The organism is Leifsonia poae (genome assembly GCF_027921845.1).
Lineage (GTDB): Bacteria > Actinomycetota > Actinomycetes > Actinomycetales > Microbacteriaceae > Leifsonia > Leifsonia poae.
Genome location: NZ_BSEN01000001.1, coordinates 629,183 through 642,685 on the forward strand (window position 1 = coordinate 629,183; position 13,503 = coordinate 642,685).

General features: G+C 64.6%; 25 protein-coding genes. All 25 read right to left on the reverse strand.

Features of this window, described 5'->3' with window-relative positions; translation table 11 throughout:
• Positions 1-25: 25 nt before the first annotated feature.
• The 25 genes from rpmJ to rpsJ all read right to left on the reverse strand — a co-directional run bounded on the left by rpmJ (position 26) and on the right by rpsJ (position 13,094).
• On the reverse strand, positions 26-139 hold the full coding sequence (rpmJ, locus tag PKE84_RS02960; RefSeq protein WP_021759549.1) for a 50S ribosomal protein L36: 114 nt from the start codon (positions 137-139) through the stop codon (positions 26-28).
• Between the two features lie 77 nt (positions 140-216).
• Entirely contained in the window at positions 217-438 is a 222-nt protein-coding gene (infA, locus tag PKE84_RS02965; RefSeq protein ID WP_021759551.1) for a translation initiation factor IF-1, read from the reverse strand.
• A gap of 159 nt (positions 439-597) precedes the next feature.
• Positions 598-1,428, reverse strand: a complete 831-nt coding sequence (gene map, locus PKE84_RS02970; RefSeq protein WP_271175696.1) for a type I methionyl aminopeptidase — start codon at positions 1,426-1,428, stop codon at positions 598-600.
• Positions 1,429-1,433: 5 nt separating this feature from the next.
• A complete protein-coding gene (locus tag PKE84_RS02975) occupies positions 1,434-2,042 on the reverse strand; it encodes an adenylate kinase (protein ID WP_271175697.1) in 609 nt (202 codons plus the stop codon).
• Positions 2,039-3,361: a preprotein translocase subunit SecY gene (gene secY / locus PKE84_RS02980; protein WP_271175698.1), complete on the reverse strand. Its 1,323-nt coding sequence runs from the start codon at positions 3,359-3,361 to the stop codon at positions 2,039-2,041. Before secY ends, PKE84_RS02975 begins: the two co-directional genes overlap by 4 nt.
• Positions 3,362-3,474: 113 nt before the next feature.
• Entirely contained in the window at positions 3,475-4,155 is a 681-nt protein-coding gene (rplO, locus tag PKE84_RS02985; protein ID WP_271175699.1) for a 50S ribosomal protein L15, read from the reverse strand.
• Complete coding sequence (rpmD, locus tag PKE84_RS02990; protein WP_271175700.1) at positions 4,155-4,340, reverse strand: 50S ribosomal protein L30; 186 nt, start codon at positions 4,338-4,340, stop codon at positions 4,155-4,157. Before rpmD ends, rplO begins: the two co-directional genes overlap by 1 nt.
• Entirely contained in the window at positions 4,340-5,008 is a 669-nt protein-coding gene (gene rpsE, locus PKE84_RS02995; RefSeq protein ID WP_271175768.1) for a 30S ribosomal protein S5, read from the reverse strand. The genes rpmD and rpsE overlap by 1 nt, the downstream gene beginning before the upstream one ends.
• Positions 5,009-5,037: 29 nt before the next feature.
• Entirely contained in the window at positions 5,038-5,409 is a 372-nt protein-coding gene (gene rplR, locus PKE84_RS03000) for a 50S ribosomal protein L18 (RefSeq protein ID WP_271175701.1), read from the reverse strand.
• Positions 5,410-5,411: 2 nt separating this feature from the next.
• On the reverse strand, positions 5,412-5,948 hold the full coding sequence (gene rplF, locus PKE84_RS03005; protein ID WP_271175702.1) for a 50S ribosomal protein L6: 537 nt from the start codon (positions 5,946-5,948) through the stop codon (positions 5,412-5,414).
• A 6-nt stretch (positions 5,949-5,954) separates the two neighbouring features.
• Entirely contained in the window at positions 5,955-6,353 is a 399-nt protein-coding gene (rpsH, locus tag PKE84_RS03010; protein ID WP_271175703.1) for a 30S ribosomal protein S8, read from the reverse strand.
• 105 nt (positions 6,354-6,458) lie between these two features.
• Positions 6,459-7,043 (reverse strand): 50S ribosomal protein L5, encoded by a 585-nt coding sequence (gene rplE, locus PKE84_RS03015; RefSeq protein ID WP_271175704.1) that lies wholly within the window; start codon positions 7,041-7,043, stop codon positions 6,459-6,461.
• On the reverse strand, positions 7,043-7,405 hold the full coding sequence (gene rplX / locus PKE84_RS03020) for a 50S ribosomal protein L24 (protein WP_271175705.1): 363 nt from the start codon (positions 7,403-7,405) through the stop codon (positions 7,043-7,045). Before rplX ends, rplE begins: the two co-directional genes overlap by 1 nt.
• Before the next feature lie 3 nt (positions 7,406-7,408).
• Positions 7,409-7,777 (reverse strand): 50S ribosomal protein L14, encoded by a 369-nt coding sequence (gene rplN, locus PKE84_RS03025; protein WP_271175706.1) that lies wholly within the window; start codon positions 7,775-7,777, stop codon positions 7,409-7,411.
• Entirely contained in the window at positions 7,774-8,079 is a 306-nt protein-coding gene (gene rpsQ / locus PKE84_RS03030; protein WP_271175707.1) for a 30S ribosomal protein S17, read from the reverse strand. Before rpsQ ends, rplN begins: the two co-directional genes overlap by 4 nt.
• Positions 8,079-8,405 (reverse strand): 50S ribosomal protein L29, encoded by a 327-nt coding sequence (rpmC, locus tag PKE84_RS03035; RefSeq protein ID WP_271175708.1) that lies wholly within the window; start codon positions 8,403-8,405, stop codon positions 8,079-8,081. Before rpmC ends, rpsQ begins: the two co-directional genes overlap by 1 nt.
• Positions 8,405-8,824 carry a 50S ribosomal protein L16 gene (gene rplP / locus PKE84_RS03040; protein WP_271175709.1) on the reverse strand — a complete coding sequence of 140 codons (420 nt, stop codon included), beginning with the start codon at positions 8,822-8,824 and terminating at the stop codon, positions 8,405-8,407. The genes rpmC and rplP overlap by 1 nt, the downstream gene beginning before the upstream one ends.
• Before the next feature lie 2 nt (positions 8,825-8,826).
• Positions 8,827-9,594: a 30S ribosomal protein S3 gene (gene rpsC, locus PKE84_RS03045; RefSeq protein ID WP_271175710.1), complete on the reverse strand. Its 768-nt coding sequence runs from the start codon at positions 9,592-9,594 to the stop codon at positions 8,827-8,829.
• A complete protein-coding gene (rplV, locus tag PKE84_RS03050) occupies positions 9,594-9,986 on the reverse strand; it encodes a 50S ribosomal protein L22 (protein WP_271175711.1) in 393 nt (130 codons plus the stop codon). The genes rpsC and rplV overlap by 1 nt, the downstream gene beginning before the upstream one ends.
• A 24-nt stretch (positions 9,987-10,010) precedes the next feature.
• A complete protein-coding gene (gene rpsS, locus PKE84_RS03055) occupies positions 10,011-10,292 on the reverse strand; it encodes a 30S ribosomal protein S19 (RefSeq protein WP_157157198.1) in 282 nt (93 codons plus the stop codon).
• 9 nt (positions 10,293-10,301) lie between these two features.
• Positions 10,302-11,141, reverse strand: coding sequence for a 50S ribosomal protein L2 (gene rplB, locus PKE84_RS03060; RefSeq protein ID WP_271175712.1), 840 nt, complete (start codon positions 11,139-11,141; stop codon positions 10,302-10,304).
• Positions 11,142-11,166: 25 nt separating this feature from the next.
• Positions 11,167-11,463: a 50S ribosomal protein L23 gene (rplW, locus tag PKE84_RS03065; protein ID WP_271175713.1), complete on the reverse strand. Its 297-nt coding sequence runs from the start codon at positions 11,461-11,463 to the stop codon at positions 11,167-11,169.
• Positions 11,463-12,113 carry a 50S ribosomal protein L4 gene (gene rplD, locus PKE84_RS03070; protein WP_271175714.1) on the reverse strand — a complete coding sequence of 217 codons (651 nt, stop codon included), beginning with the start codon at positions 12,111-12,113 and terminating at the stop codon, positions 11,463-11,465. The genes rplW and rplD overlap by 1 nt, the downstream gene beginning before the upstream one ends.
• 4 nt (positions 12,114-12,117) lie before the next feature.
• A complete protein-coding gene (gene rplC, locus PKE84_RS03075; protein ID WP_271175715.1) occupies positions 12,118-12,777 on the reverse strand; it encodes a 50S ribosomal protein L3 in 660 nt (219 codons plus the stop codon).
• Between the two features lie 8 nt (positions 12,778-12,785).
• Positions 12,786-13,094: a 30S ribosomal protein S10 gene (gene rpsJ, locus PKE84_RS03080; RefSeq protein ID WP_005050520.1), complete on the reverse strand. Its 309-nt coding sequence runs from the start codon at positions 13,092-13,094 to the stop codon at positions 12,786-12,788.
• Between the last annotated feature and the right edge of the window lie 409 nt (positions 13,095-13,503).

Sequence of the window (13,503 nt, forward strand, 5' to 3'; positions counted from 1 at the left end):
CCGAACTGTGCCGGCCGGTCCTGCGTCAGCCCTGGCGCTGCTTGTGGCGCGGGTTCTCGCAGATGACCATGACCCGCCCGTTACGACGGATGACCTTGCACTTGTCGCAGATCTTCTTGACGGAAGGCTTGACCTTCATGTGTGTATACCTTTGTTCGCTGTCCTCGTACCTCGCCAGGGGCTACCCGGTGGCGTGGCCGTTACTTACAGCAGTCGTTACTTGTAGCGGTAGACGATCCGGCCGCGGGTCAGATCGTAGGGACTCAGCTCCACGATCACGCGGTCCTCCGGGAGGATACGGATGTAGTGCTGACGCATCTTGCCGGAGATGTGGGCAAGAACCTTGTGGCCGTTCGTCAGCTCAACGCGGAACATCGCGTTGGGCAGCGCTTCGACAACAGATCCTTCGATCTCGATGACACCGTCTTTTTTGGCCATAGCCTCACTGTCGCTAAAAGTATTGATTGCTGGTCGTGCGTTGATTGTGGTGAATGGCATGCAAAAAGCACGCCCAAGACACCAAGGATCAATCTTATGGGATTAACTGGCGTTTGGCTAATCCTTGTGTATGATCTGCGTTCGCCCTGCGCGAGCAGGTCACGCGAGAGGCGCCGGGACGATGCCGAACGGGGCGAGTCCTGCCGCTCCGCCGTCGGCGGCGGTGAGCACCCAGATGCCGTCTTTGTGCACCGCGACGCTGTGCTCCCAGTGCGCTGCGGCCGAGTGGTCCTCCGTGGCGACGGTCCAGCCGTCGTCCTTCACGTAGGTCTCGGCGTCGCCGAGCACCACCATCGGCTCGATCGCGACGACCAGACCGGGTTTGACTTCCGGACCCTTCGCGCGCACGCGGTAGTTGAAGACCGGCGGCTCCTCGTGCATCCGGCGCCCGATGCCGTGCCCGATGTAGTCGGTCAGGATGCCGTACTCCCCCTGCGAGAGGATGTGCTCTTCGATCGCCTCGCCCACCTCGTTGAGGTGGGAGGCGGATGCGAGCCGGGCGATGCCGTGCCACAGCGACGCCTCGGTCACGTCGGAGAGACGCTGCCGCTCGGCGACCACCTCCGGGCGGGTCGGATCGGGCAGCACGAAGGTCCGCGCCGCGTCGCCGTTCCAGCCGTCGAGCACGGCGCCGCTGTCGATCGAGACGACGTCACCGGGCTGCAGGATGCGCGCACCGGGGATGCCGTGCACCACCTCGTCGTTCACCGACGCGCAGATCGTGTGGTGGTATCCGTGCTCGAGCTTGAAGTTCGGCGTGCCGCCGGCGGCGATGATGGCCTGCTCGGCCAGGGCGTCCAGCTCCAGCGTCGAGACACCCGCCGCGATGCCGTTCTGCACGGCGTCGAGCGAGGCCGCGGTCGCCAGACCGGGCGCCACCATCAGCCGGAGCTGCGCGGGCGACTTGTAGATGGACCGCTTGAAGACCAACGGCCCTACGCCACCGACTCGTCGCGCTGGCCGACGGGCACGATGCCGCGCTCGGCCAGAGCCGCCTTGATGCGCTCGGCCACTTCGTCCATGTCGCCGAGGCCGTCGACCTCGACCAGGAGACCCCGGTCGCGGTAGACGTCGATCAGCGGCGAGGTCTCGCGTAGGTAGACCTGCTGGCGGTGCCGGATGGCGTCCTCCGAGTCGTCGGCGCGGCCCTGCTCCTGCGCTCGCTTCGTCAGGCGGGAGACGATCTCGTCCTGATCGGCGACAAGCTGGATGACGGCCTCGAGCTTCTGACCCTTGGAATCCAGCAGCTGGTCGAGGAAGTGCACCTGCTCGAGCGTGCGCGGGTAGCCGTCGAGGAGGAAGCCGTTCCGGGCGTCGTCCTGGAGCAGCCGGTTGGTGACGAGCTCGTTGGTGAGGCTGTCGGGCACGTAATCGCCGGAGTCGACGATGGCCTTGACCTGCTTGCCGAGCGGCGTCTCGTTCTTGATGTTCTCGCGGAAGATGTCACCGGTGGAGATGTCGGGGATCCCGTAGGCGGAGGTGATGCGGGACGCCTGCGTCCCCTTGCCTGCTCCAGGAGGTCCGACGATCAGCATCCGGGTCATCGCAGCAGCCCTTCGTAATGCCGCTGCTGGAGTTGCGAGTCGATCTGCTTGACCGTCTCGAGTCCGACACCGACGATGATCAGGATCGATGTGCCTCCGAACATGAAGTTCTGACTGGCCCCGATCGCCGCGAAGGCGATCAGAGGTATCAGCGCGATCAACCCCAGATAGATCGCTCCGGGGAGCGTCACGCGGGTCAGCACGTAGTCGAGGTACTCGGCGGTCGGGCGTCCGGCACGGATGCCCGGGATGAAGCCGCCGTACTTCTTCATGTTGTCTGCGACCTCTTCAGGGTTGAAGGTGATCGCGACGTAGAAGTAGGTGAAGCCCACGATGAGCAGGAAGTACAGGAGCATGTAGAGCGGGTGATCGCCCTTGGTGAGGTAGTTGGTGATCCAGGTCACCCAGGGAGCAGGGGCCTTGCCCGCTGCGGGCTGGTTGAACTGCGCGATCAGCGCCGGCAGGTACAGCAGCGACGACGCGAAGATCACCGGCACGACACCGGCCATGTTGACCTTGATCGGGATGTACGTGTTGTTGCCGCCGTAGGTGCGCCGGCCGACCATCCGTTTGGCGTATTGCACAGGGATGCGCCGTTGCGATTGCTCGACGAACACGACGGCCGCCACGATCAGCAATCCGATGGCGATCACCACGATGAGGGTCTCGACGTTCTGCGACTGCGCAATGGCCCAGAGCGAACTCGGGAACTGCGCGGCGATCGAGGTGAAGATGAGGAGCGACATGCCGTTGCCGATGCCGCGCTCGGTGACGAGCTCGCCCATCCACATGATGAGGCCGGTGCCGGCGGTCATGGTGATGACCATGAGCATGATGGCGTACCAGGAGTCGTCGGTGATGAGCTGCGTGCACTGCGAGACGGCGGTGGTGCCGAAGAGCGCGCCGCTGCGGGCGACGGTGATCAGCGTAGTGGACTGGAGCACACCGAGCGCGATCGTGAGGTAACGCGTGTACTGCGTGAGCTTGGCCTGACCAGCCTGACCCTCTTTGTAGAGGGTCTCGAAGCGCGGAATGACCACGCGCAGCAGCTGCACGATGATCGACGCGGTGATGTACGGCATGATGCCGAGCGCGAAGATCGAGAGTTTGAGGAGCGCGCCACCCGAGAACAGGTTGACGAGCGAGTAGAGACCGGACGTGTCCTGGTTCGCATTGAGGCAGGCCTGCACGTTGCCGAAGTCCACGAACGGAGCCGGGATGAACGACCCCAGCCGGAACAGGGCGATGATGCCCAGGGTGAAGGCGATCTTGCGGCGAAGATCTGGCGTGCGGAAGATCCGCGCGACGGCGCTAAACAAAGTGCGTCCTGCTTTCCTGTAAGGAGTCAGCCGGGTGACCAGATGATCTGGTCACCCGACTGCACTACTTTACGTAGGTCGCGCGGAACCGGCGGTTCCAGCGATCCCAGTGACTACTTGACGGAGCCACCCGCGGCGACGATCTTCTGCTCGGCGGAGCCGGAGACCTTGTCGACCGCAACGTTCAGCTTAACCGCAATGTCTCCATTGCCGAGAACCTTGACCTTCTCGTTCTTGCGAACGGCGCCCTTCGCGACGAGATCGGTGACGGTGACGTCACCACCCGACGGGTAGAGCTCGGCGAGCTTCTCCAGGTTCACGACCTGGTACTCGACGCGGAACGGGTTCTTGAAGCCGCGAAGCTTCGGAGCCCGCATGTGCATCGGCAGCTGGCCACCCTGGAAGCCGGGGCGGACGGAGTAGCGAGCCTTCGTACCCTTGGTACCACGGCCTGCCGTCTTACCCTTGGAACCCTCACCGCGTCCGACGCGGGTCCGGTCCTTCTTGGAACCGGCGGCGGGGCGCAGGTGGTGGACCTTGAGCACGTGCTCGCGGTTCTCCGTGACCTCGGCCTTCTTGGCGGGAGCCTTCGCTGCGGGCTTCTCAGCCTTGGCAGCGGTGGTCTCGCTCGTCGAAGCGGCAGCGGCCTTCGCCGGAGCCTTCTTGGCCGGAGCCTTCTTCTCGGCGGCCGGCTTGTCGGCAGCGGCCTTCGCCGGAGCCTTCTTGGCCGGAGCCTTCTTCTCGGCGGCCGGCTTAGCAGCAGCCTTGGTGGTTGCCTCTTTTTCGTCAGCCATTAGTCAATCTCCTCGACCTTCACCAGGTGAGCGACGGTGTTGACGTACCCGCGGTTCTGCGAGTTGTCCTCACGGACGACGACGTCACCGATGCGCTTCAGTCCCAGACTGCGAAGGGTGTCGCGCTGGTACTGCTTCTCACTTACTTTGGACTTGATCTGCGTGATCTTCAGACGAGCAGCCATCAGGCACCTGCCTTCGCGGTCGCGGCGGCCTCGGCCAGCGCTGCCTCGGTACGAAGCAGGCGCGCCGGGGCGACCTGGTCGTAGTCGAGACCACGGCGAGCTGCGACGGCACGGGGCTCCTCGAGCTGCTGCAGCGCCTCGACGGTCGCGTGCACGATGTTGATCGTGTTGGACGAGCCGAGCGACTTGCTGAGCACGTCGTGGATACCGGCGCACTCGAGCACGGCGCGCACGGGGCCACCGGCGATAACACCGGTACCGGCGGCGGCGGGGCGCAGAAGCACCACACCGGCGGCTGCCTCACCCTGCACGGGGTGCGGGATGGTGTTGCCGACGCGCGGGACGCGGAAGAAGTTCTTCTTCGCCTCCTCGACGCCCTTCGAGATCGCCAGCGGCACCTCACGGGCCTTGCCGTAGCCGACGCCGACCAGTCCGTTGCCGTCTCCGACGACCACCAGGGCGGTGAAGCTGAAGCGACGACCACCCTTGACGACCTTGGAGACACGGTTGATGGTCACAACGCGCTCGAGGAACTGGCTCTTGTCCTGATCGCGGCTGCCGCGATCACGGTTGGGGTTGCGCTCACGGCCACCGCGGCGAGCCTCGCGAGGCTCGTTCTGCGTGCTGGTCGTGGATGCGGCGGTTTCCACCGGCGCCTCTGCGGCCACGGTCTGCTCCTTGTTGTTCTGTTCGTCGCTCACAGGTTCAATCCACCCTCTCGAGCTCCTTCGGCGACAGCGGCGACGCGACCTGCGTACTTGCTGCCTCCACGGTCGAATACGACGGCCTCGATGCCCGCGCTCTTCGCACGCTCGGCGACGAGCTCGCCGACCTTGCGCGCCTTGGCGGTCTTGTCGCCGTCGAAGCTGCGGAGGTCCGCCTCCATGGTCGACGCAGACGCGAGGGTGTGACCCTGCGCGTCGTCGACGACCTGCACGAAGACGTGACGGGCCGAGCGGTTGACGACCAGACGCGGACGGACCGCGGTGCCCTCGACCTTCTTGCGAAGGCGGGCGTGACGGCGGTCACGCGCTGCGGACTTGCTCTTTCCTCTGGTTCCAAGAGCCATGGTTACTTACCAGCCTTTCCGGCCTTGCGGCGGACAACCTCGCCGGCGTAGCGCACACCCTTGCCCTTGTAGGGCTCGGGCTTGCGGATCTTACGGATGTTGGCGGCGACCTCACCGACGGCCTGCTTGTCGATTCCGCTGACGGTGAGCTTGTTGTTGCCCTCCACAGCGAACGTGATGCCCGCGGGCGGCTCGACGTTGACCGGGTGCGAGAAGCCGAGAGCGAACTCGACGCCCGCGCCCTTCTGCGCCACGCGGTAACCGGTGCCGACGATCTCGAGGCCCTTCGAGTAGCCCTCGGTGACGCCGATGATCTGGTTGTTGATCAGGGTGCGGGTCAGGCCGTGGAGCGAACGCGACGAGCGCTCGTCGTCGGGACGGGTGACGAGCACCTTGCCCTCGTCCAGCTTGACCTCGATGGGGTTGGCGACGGTGAGCGAGAGCTCACCCTTCGGACCCTTGACGGTGACGACCTGGCCGTCGATCTTCACATCGACTCCCGCAGGGACGTCGATGGGCAGTCTTCCAATACGCGACATGTCGAACTACCACACGTAGGCGAGGACTTCCCCACCCACGCCCTTCTTCTCAGCCTGCCGGTCGGTCAGAAGACCGGAGGAGGTGGACAGGATGGCGACGCCGAGCCCGCCGAGCACCGTAGGGAGCTCCGTGGACTTCGCGTAGACGCGGAGTCCGGGCTTCGAGACGCGCTTGATACCGGCGATGGAACGCTCGCGGTTCGGTCCGAACTTGAGGCTCAGGGTCAGAGTCTGACCAACGCGTGCATCGGAGACCTCCCAGCCGGCGATGTAACCTTCGGCCTTGAGGATGTCGGCGATGTGCGCCTTGAGCTTCGAGTGCGGCATCGACACGGTGTCGTGGTGCGCCGAGTTCGCGTTGCGCAGTCTGGTCAGCATGTCTGCGACCGGATCTGTCATTGTCATTACAGTTGTTTCCTTTGTTCACCAGGTTTCGTCCAGCCGTTACACGACTGACGACCTGTGGTGGAAGCGGGCCGGCCGGTTCGGCCGGCCCGACAGGGGGTGGGACTAGGCCGCGTCGTTCGAACGGAACGGGAAGCCGAGCTGCTTGAGCAGCGCGCGGCCCTCGTCGTCGTTCTTCGCGGTGGTCACCACAGTGATGTCCATACCGCGAACACGGTCGATCTTGTCCTGGTCGATCTCGTGGAACATCGACTGCTCCGTGAGACCGAAGGTGTAGTTGCCGGTGCCGTCGAACTGCTTGTCCGAGAGGCCGCGGAAGTCGCGGATACGGGGCAGCGCGAGCGAGAGCAGCCGGTCGAGGAACTCCCACATCCGGTCGCCGCGCAGCGTGACGTGTGCGCCGATCGGCTGACCCTCGCGCAGCTTGAACTGCGCGATGGACTTGCGGGCCTTCGTGACCTGCGGCTTCTGGCCGGTGATCTTGGTGAGGTCGGTGACCGCACCGTCCATGATCTTGCCGTCGCGAGCTGCCTCGCCGACACCCATGTTGACGACGATCTTCACGAGACCCGGCACCTGGTGCGGGTTGGTGAAGCCGAGGTCCTTGGTCAGCTGAGCCGAGATCTCGTTCTTGTACTTCTGCTTGAGTCGCGGCTGGATTTTGCCAGCAGCGGTTGCAGTGTCGGTCATTACAGGTCCTTACCTGACTTCTTGGCGTAGCGAACGCGGACCGTCTTGGAGACGCCGTCCTTCGTCACGGTCTCGCTGCGGAAGCCGACGCGGGTCGGCTTCTTGGTCTCGGGGTCGACGAGCGCCACGTTCGAAACGTGGATCGGAGCCTCGTGGGTCTCGATGCCACCGGTCTTCGTGCCGCGCTGCGTCTGTCCGACGCGCACGTGCTTGGTGACGAAGTTGACACCCTCCACGATCACGCGGTTCTTCTCGACCTGCACCTCGATGACGCGACCCTGCTTGCCACGGTCTCCGCCGCGAGCCTGGCTCGCGCCCGAGATCACCTGGACGAGGTCACCCTTCTTGATGTTCTTCGCCATGACTTAGATAACCTCCGGTGCCAGCGAGATGATCTTCATGAACTTCTTGTCGCGGAGCTCGCGACCGACCGGCCCGAAGATACGGGTACCACGGGGGTCGCCGTCGTTCTTCAAGATCACTGCAGCGTTCTCATCGAACTTGATGTACGAGCCGTCGGCACGACGGGTCTGCTTGACCACGCGCACGATGACGGCCTTGACGACGTCGCCCTTCTTGACGTTGCCGCCGGGGATCGCGTCCTTGACCGTGGCGACGATCGTGTCACCCAGGCCCGCGTAACGGCGACCGGAACCACCCAGAACACGGATGGTGAGCAGCTCCTTGGCGCCCGTGTTGTCGGCGACCTTGAGTCGGGATTCCTGCTGAATCACTTGGCCTTCTCCAGAATCTCAACCAGGCGCCACCGCTTGGAGGCGCTCAGCGGACGGGTCTCGTTGATGAGAACGAGGTCGCCGATGCCGGCGGAGTTGTTCTCATCGTGCGCCTTCACCTTGGAGGTGCGGCGGATGACCTTGCCGTACAGGGGGTGCTTCACGCGGTCCTCGACCTCGACGACGATGGTCTTGTCCATCTTGTCGCTGGTCACGTAACCGCGGCGGGCCTTGCGGTAACCGCGCGCGAGGGCCTCGTCGGCCGCCGACTCCGCGGCCGCGGCCTTGGTGGTCTCAGCCATTACTTGGCCTCCTCAGTCTCAGTCTCGGCCGCCTCGGCAGCCGGAGCCGCCTTCTTGGCCTTGGTCTTCTTCTCAGCCTTCGGAGCGATGTCGGCGGGGGCCGGGGTGGCCCGGATGCCGAGCTCGCGCTCACGGATGACTGTGTAGATACGAGCGATGTCGCGCTTGACCGCACGCAGGCGGCCGTGGCTCTCGAGCTGGCCGGTGGCCGACTGGAAGCGCAGGTTGAACAGCTCTTCCTTGGACTTCTTCAGCTCGTCGACGAGTCGCTCGTCTTCGAAAGTGTCGAGCTCAGCGGATGCGAGCTCCTTGGATCCGATCGCCATTACGCGTCGCCCTCCTCGCGCTTGATGATGCGTGCCTTGAGGGGCAGCTTGTGGATTGCACGGGTCATGGCCTCACGAGCGAGTTCCTCGTTGACGCCGGAGACCTCGAAGAGGACTCGACCCGGCTTGACGTTGGCGACCCACCACTCGGGGGAACCCTTACCGGAACCCATGCGGGTCTCGGCCGGCTTCTTCGTGAGCGGACGGTCGGGGTAGATGTTGATCCACACCTTTCCACCACGCTTGATGTGACGCGTCATCGCGATACGAGCGGACTCGATCTGACGGTTGGTCACGTACGCGGGGGTCAGTGCCTGGATACCGAACTCACCGAAGGAGACCTTGGTGCCACCAGTGGCCTGGCCGGAACGGCCGGGGTGGTGCTGCTTGCGGTGCTTGACTCTACGTGGGATCAACATGGTTATGCCTCAACTCCTGCTGCGGCCGGCGCGGTCTCGGCCGGGGCGCTGTTGCGCCCGCCGCGACGCGGACGGTCGTTACGCTCGGGGCGGGTGGACTTGGTGTTCGCCTGCTCGCGAGCGAGTTCCTTGTTCGTGATGTCGCCCTTGTAGATCCACACCTTGACACCGATGCGACCGAAGGTCGTCTTGGCCTCGTAGAAGCCGTAGTCGATGTTCGCGCGGAGCGTGTGCAGCGGCACACGACCCTCGCGGTAGAACTCCGAGCGGCTCATCTCGGCGCCACCGAGGCGGCCCGAAACCTGGATGCGGACACCCTTGGCGCCGGCGCGCTGAGCACCCTGCAGGCCCTTGCGCATCGCGCGGCGGAAGGCCACACGTGCGGAGAGCTGCTCGGCGATGCCCTGAGCGACGAGCTGAGCGTCGGCCTCGGGGTTCTTCACCTCGAGGATGTTCAGCTGGATCTGCTTGCCGGTGAGCTTCTCGAGGTCGGAGCGGATGCGCTCGGCCTCGGCGCCACGACGACCGATCACGATGCCCGGACGGGCGGTGTGGATGTCGACGCGGACACGGTCACGGGTGCGCTCGATCTCGATGCGCGAGACACCCGCGCGGTCGAGCGACGTCTGCAGCAGACGACGGATCTTGACGTCCTCAGCGAGGTAGTCGCTGTAACGCTGACCCTTCTTGGTGCTGTCGGAGAACCAGCGCGACACGTGGTCGGTGGTGATTCCCAGACGGAAGCCGTATGGATTGACTTTCTGACCCATTACTTGCTCGCCTTCTTCGTAGCCTTGGCAGCATCCGCCTCGTCCGGCGTCGCGAGGACGACCGTGATGTGGCTGGTGCGCTTGTTGATGCGGAAGGCCCGACCCTGTGCGCGCGGCTGGAAACGCTTGAGGGTCGTGCCCTCATCGACGAATGCGCTGCTCACGTACAGGTCCTGCTCGTCCAGATAGGTGTTCGAGGCGTCGGCCTTGACTCGCGCGTTGGCGATCGCCGAGGCGACGAGCTTGTACACCGGCTCGCTCGCACCCTGCGGGGCGAACTTCAGGATGGCCAGGGCCTCCTGTGCCTGCTTGCCGCGAATCAGGTTGACGACGCGACGAGCCTTCTGGGGGGTCACGCGGATGTGACGCACGCGTGCGATCGACTCCACCATTTCTCTCCTCCTTACGTCACCGCGTTAGCGGCGACGACCCTTCTTGTCGTCCTTCACGTGTCCACGGAAGGTGCGGGTGGGGGCAAACTCGCCGAGCTTGTGCCCAACCATGGTCTCGGTGACGAACACCGGGATGTGCTTGCGACCGTCGTGCACCGCGATGGTGTGACCCAGCATGGCCGGGACGATCATCGAGCGGCGCGACCAGGTCTTGATCACGTTCTTGCTGTTGGCCTCGTTCGCCGTGACGACCTTGCGAAGCAGGTGGTCGTCGACGAAGGGGCCCTTTTTGAGACTGCGTGGCATCTTCTACTCCTACTTACGCTTCTTGCCGGCGGTACGGCGACGAACGATGAGCTTGTCGCTTTCCTTGTTGGGGTGGCGGGTGCGGCCTTCTTTCTGGCCCCACGGGCTGACCGGGTGGCGACCACCGGAGGTCTTGCCCTCACCACCACCGTGCGGGTGGTCGATCGGGTTCATGGCGACACCACGCACGGTCGGGCGGACGCCCTTCCAGCGCATGCGGCCGGCCTTGCCCCAGTTGATGTTCGACTGCTCGGCGTTGCCGACCTCGCCGATCGTGGCGCGGCAGCGGGCGTCGACGTTGCGGATCTCGCCCGACGGCAGACGGAGCTGCGCGTAGGGGCCGTCCTTGGCGACGAGACGCACCGAGGCACCGGCGGAGCGGGCCATCTTGGCGCCGCCGCCCGGCTTCAGCTCGATCGCGTGGATCACGGTACCGGTGGGGATGTTGCGCAGCGGCAGGTTGTTGCCCGGCTTGATGTCCGCGCCGGCACCCGACTCGACGATGTCGCCCTGCGCCAGCTTGTTCGGGGCCAGGATGTAGCGCTTGGTGCCGTCCACGTAGTGGAGCAGCGCGATGCGCGCCGTGCGGTTGGGGTCGTACTCGATGTGAGCGACCTTGGCGTTCACGCCGTCTTTGTCATTGCGACGGAAGTCGATGACGCGGTACTGGCGCTTGTGGCCACCACCGATGTGACGGGTCGTGATGCGGCCCTGGTTGTTGCGGCCACCGGTCTTGGAGAGCGGGCGGAGCAGCGACTTCTCAGGCGTCGATCGGGTGATCTCGGCGAAATCGGCAACGCTCGAACCGCGACGACCGGGGGTCGTGGGCTTGTACTTACGAATAGCCATGTCTGTTTTCCTCTAGATCCCGGCCTTAGCCAACTGCCGTGAAGATGTCGATGGAACCGGACTTCAGCGTGACGATCGCACGCTTGGTGTCCTTGCGCTTTCCGGTACCGAACTTGGTACGACGGGTCTTGCCCTGACGGTTCAGGGTGTTGATCGAAGCGACCTCGACCTTGAAGATCTTCTCGATGGCGAGCTTGATCTCGGTCTTGTTCGAACGCGGGTCGACGAGGAAGGTGTACTTGCCCTCGTCGATGAGGCCGTAGCTCTTCTCAGAGACGACCGGAGCGATGATGACGTCGCGCGGGTCCTTGTTGACGGCCATTACGCGTTCACCTCTTCCTTCTTGGTCTTCGCAGCGATGAAGGCCTCGAGGGCGCCCTTGGTGAAGACGATGTCGTCGCTCACCAGAACGTCGTAGGCGTTCAGCTGGTCGTGGTGCAGCACGTGCACGGTGGGGATGTTGCGGACGCTCAGGGCGCTCACGGCGTCGTCGCGCTCGAGCACGATGAGAACGTGCTTCGAGGTGGCGACTCCGGAGAGGTACTCCACGACGGCCTTGGTCGACGGGGTCTCACCGAGGGCGAGCGACTCCACAGCGTGCAGACGGCTTCCGCGGGCGCGGTCGCTGAGTGCACCGAGCAGAGCAGCGGCGATCATCTTCTTGGGGGTGCGCTGCGCGTAGCTGCGGGGCACCGGTCCGTGGACGATGCCACCGCCGGTCATCTGAGGGGCGCGGATCGAGCCCTGACGAGCGCGACCGGTTCCCTTCTGCTTGAACGGCTTGCGGCCGGCGCCGGAGACCTCACCACGACGCTTGGTCTTGTGGGTGCCCTGGCGTGCAGCGGCGAGCTGTGCCACGACGACCTGGTGGATCAGCGGGATGTTGGTCTGGACGTCGAACAGGTCGGCGGGAAGCTCGACAGAGCCGGCCTTCTTGCCCTTGACATCGAGGACGTCAATTGAGGTAGCCATACGACTAGGCCCCCTTCACTGCGTTGCGGACGAAAACGATGCGGCCACGCGCGCCGGGAACGGCGCCCTTGACCAGCAGGAGGCCCTTCTCGGCGTCGACGGCCTGAACCTTGAGGTTCAGAACGGTCACGCGCTCGCCACCCATGCGACCAGCCATGCGCATGCCCTTGAAGACACGGCTCGGGGTCGAGGAGGCGCCGATGGAGCCCGGCTTGCGGTGGTTGCGGTGCGAACCGTGCGAGGAGGAGACACCCTTGAAGTTGTGGCGCTTCATGACACCGGCGAAGCCCTTGCCCTTCGACGTTCCGACGACGTCGACCAGCTGGCCGGCTTCGAAGATCGCGTCGACGGTCAGCTCCTGGCCGGCCGCGTAGTCGGCGGCGTCAGCGGTGCGGACCTCGGTGAGGTGGCGACGGGGGGTGACACCGGCCTTGTCGAAGTGACCGGCCGACGGCTTGTTGACCTTGCGCGGGTCGATCTGGCCGTAGGCGATCTGCACGGCGTTGTAGCCGTCGACCTCGGGGGTGCGGACCTGGGTGACCACGTTCGGGGTGATCTCGATGACAGTGACGGGGATGAGCTTGTTGTTCTCGTCCCACACCTGCGTCATGCCGAGCTTCTTGCCGAGCAGGCCCTTGGAAATCTTGGTCTCGATAGCAGACATGATCCCCCCTAGAGCTTGATCTCGATGTTGACGTCGGCGGGCAGGTCGAGACGCATGAGCGAGTCGACGGCCTTGGGCGTCGGGTCGATGATGTCGATGAGGCGCTTGTGCGTGCGCATCTCGAAGTGCTCGCGGCTGTCCTTGTACTTGTGGGGCGAACGGATGACGCACACCACGTTCTTCTCGGTCGGAAGCGGCACGGGGCCGACAACGGTCGCGCCCGCACGGGTCACGGTGTCGACGATCTTGCGCGCCGAGGTGTCGATGACCTCGTGGTCGTACGACTTAAGCCGAATGCGGATCTTCTGTCCCGCCATGTCTGACTCACTCTCTTGTTATGGCGTCGTACGAGACGCGGTCCCGTGAGGAACCGTTCTCGCATTGGACGCGGATGCGACGAACGCTGTGTTACGCCACTGTTCTTCTGTCAACTCACCGACCCCCGCGCCCGGGCGTGTCGCCCGGATCGGAGACATGGATGACCCATGTTCCCTGAGGTTGTCGATTAAGCTTTGTTCTGCTACCCGCGGCCTAACCATCTGCCGCCGGTCGAATAACGACCTCGCGGTGGGCTATGCACTGCCTGGCAGTGATCCGTTCGGAGCACACGTGAGTGCACTCGTTCCGGAATGTTGAACTAGACAAGTTTGCCAGACTCTCGGCTTTGCTGCAACCCGGGCGTGTCGCGCCCGCTGGCAAGGTGCCGGGAGTATTGTCCCGCGCTCG

What these genes read in the sequence shown, in the direction of transcription:
- rpsQ (WP_271175707.1), bottom strand. Translation starts at nt 8,079, where the DNA reads ATGGCTGAGACCACCAAGGCCGCGGCCGCGGAGTCGGCGGCCGACGAG.
- rpsH (WP_271175703.1), bottom strand. Translation starts at nt 6,353, where the DNA reads ATGACAATGACAGATCCGGTCGCAGACATGCTGACCAGACTGCGCAAC.
- rplC (WP_271175715.1), bottom strand. Translation starts at nt 12,777, where the DNA reads ATGTCTGCTATCGAGACCAAGATTTCCAAGGGCCTGCTCGGCAAGAAG.
- rplX (WP_271175705.1), bottom strand. Translation starts at nt 7,405, where the DNA reads ATGGCGAAGAACATCAAGAAGGGTGACCTCGTCCAGGTGATCTCGGGC.
- rpsJ (WP_005050520.1), bottom strand. Translation starts at nt 13,094, where the DNA reads ATGGCGGGACAGAAGATCCGCATTCGGCTTAAGTCGTACGACCACGAG.
- rpmD (WP_271175700.1), bottom strand. Translation starts at nt 4,340, where the DNA reads ATGGCTGCTCGTCTGAAGATCACGCAGATCAAGTCCAAAGTAAGTGAG.
- rpsC (WP_271175710.1), bottom strand. Translation starts at nt 9,594, where the DNA reads ATGGGTCAGAAAGTCAATCCATACGGCTTCCGTCTGGGAATCACCACC.
- rpsS (WP_157157198.1), bottom strand. Translation starts at nt 10,292, where the DNA reads ATGCCACGCAGTCTCAAAAAGGGCCCCTTCGTCGACGACCACCTGCTT.
- rplE (WP_271175704.1), bottom strand. Translation starts at nt 7,043, where the DNA reads ATGACCGACACTGCAACCGCTGCTGGCAAAATCCAGCCGCGACTCAAG.
- rplB (WP_271175712.1), bottom strand. Translation starts at nt 11,141, where the DNA reads ATGGCTATTCGTAAGTACAAGCCCACGACCCCCGGTCGTCGCGGTTCG.
- rpmC (WP_271175708.1), bottom strand. Translation starts at nt 8,405, where the DNA reads ATGGCGATCGGATCCAAGGAGCTCGCATCCGCTGAGCTCGACACTTTC.
- rplF (WP_271175702.1), bottom strand. Translation starts at nt 5,948, where the DNA reads ATGTCGCGTATTGGAAGACTGCCCATCGACGTCCCTGCGGGAGTCGAT.
- infA (WP_021759551.1), bottom strand. Translation starts at nt 438, where the DNA reads ATGGCCAAAAAAGACGGTGTCATCGAGATCGAAGGATCTGTTGTCGAA.
- rplW (WP_271175713.1), bottom strand. Translation starts at nt 11,463, where the DNA reads ATGGCCGTCAACAAGGACCCGCGCGACGTCATCATCGCTCCGGTCGTC.
- rplP (WP_271175709.1), bottom strand. Translation starts at nt 8,824, where the DNA reads ATGTTGATCCCACGTAGAGTCAAGCACCGCAAGCAGCACCACCCCGGC.
- rplR (WP_271175701.1), bottom strand. Translation starts at nt 5,409, where the DNA reads ATGGCTCTTGGAACCAGAGGAAAGAGCAAGTCCGCAGCGCGTGACCGC.
- rpmJ (WP_021759549.1), bottom strand. Translation starts at nt 139, where the DNA reads ATGAAGGTCAAGCCTTCCGTCAAGAAGATCTGCGACAAGTGCAAGGTC.
- PKE84_RS02975 (WP_271175697.1), bottom strand. Translation starts at nt 2,042, where the DNA reads ATGACCCGGATGCTGATCGTCGGACCTCCTGGAGCAGGCAAGGGGACG.
- rplD (WP_271175714.1), bottom strand. Translation starts at nt 12,113, where the DNA reads ATGGCTACCTCAATTGACGTCCTCGATGTCAAGGGCAAGAAGGCCGGC.
- rplO (WP_271175699.1), bottom strand. Translation starts at nt 4,155, where the DNA reads ATGGCTGACGAAAAAGAGGCAACCACCAAGGCTGCTGCTAAGCCGGCC.
- rplV (WP_271175711.1), bottom strand. Translation starts at nt 9,986, where the DNA reads ATGGTGGAGTCGATCGCACGCGTGCGTCACATCCGCGTGACCCCCCAG.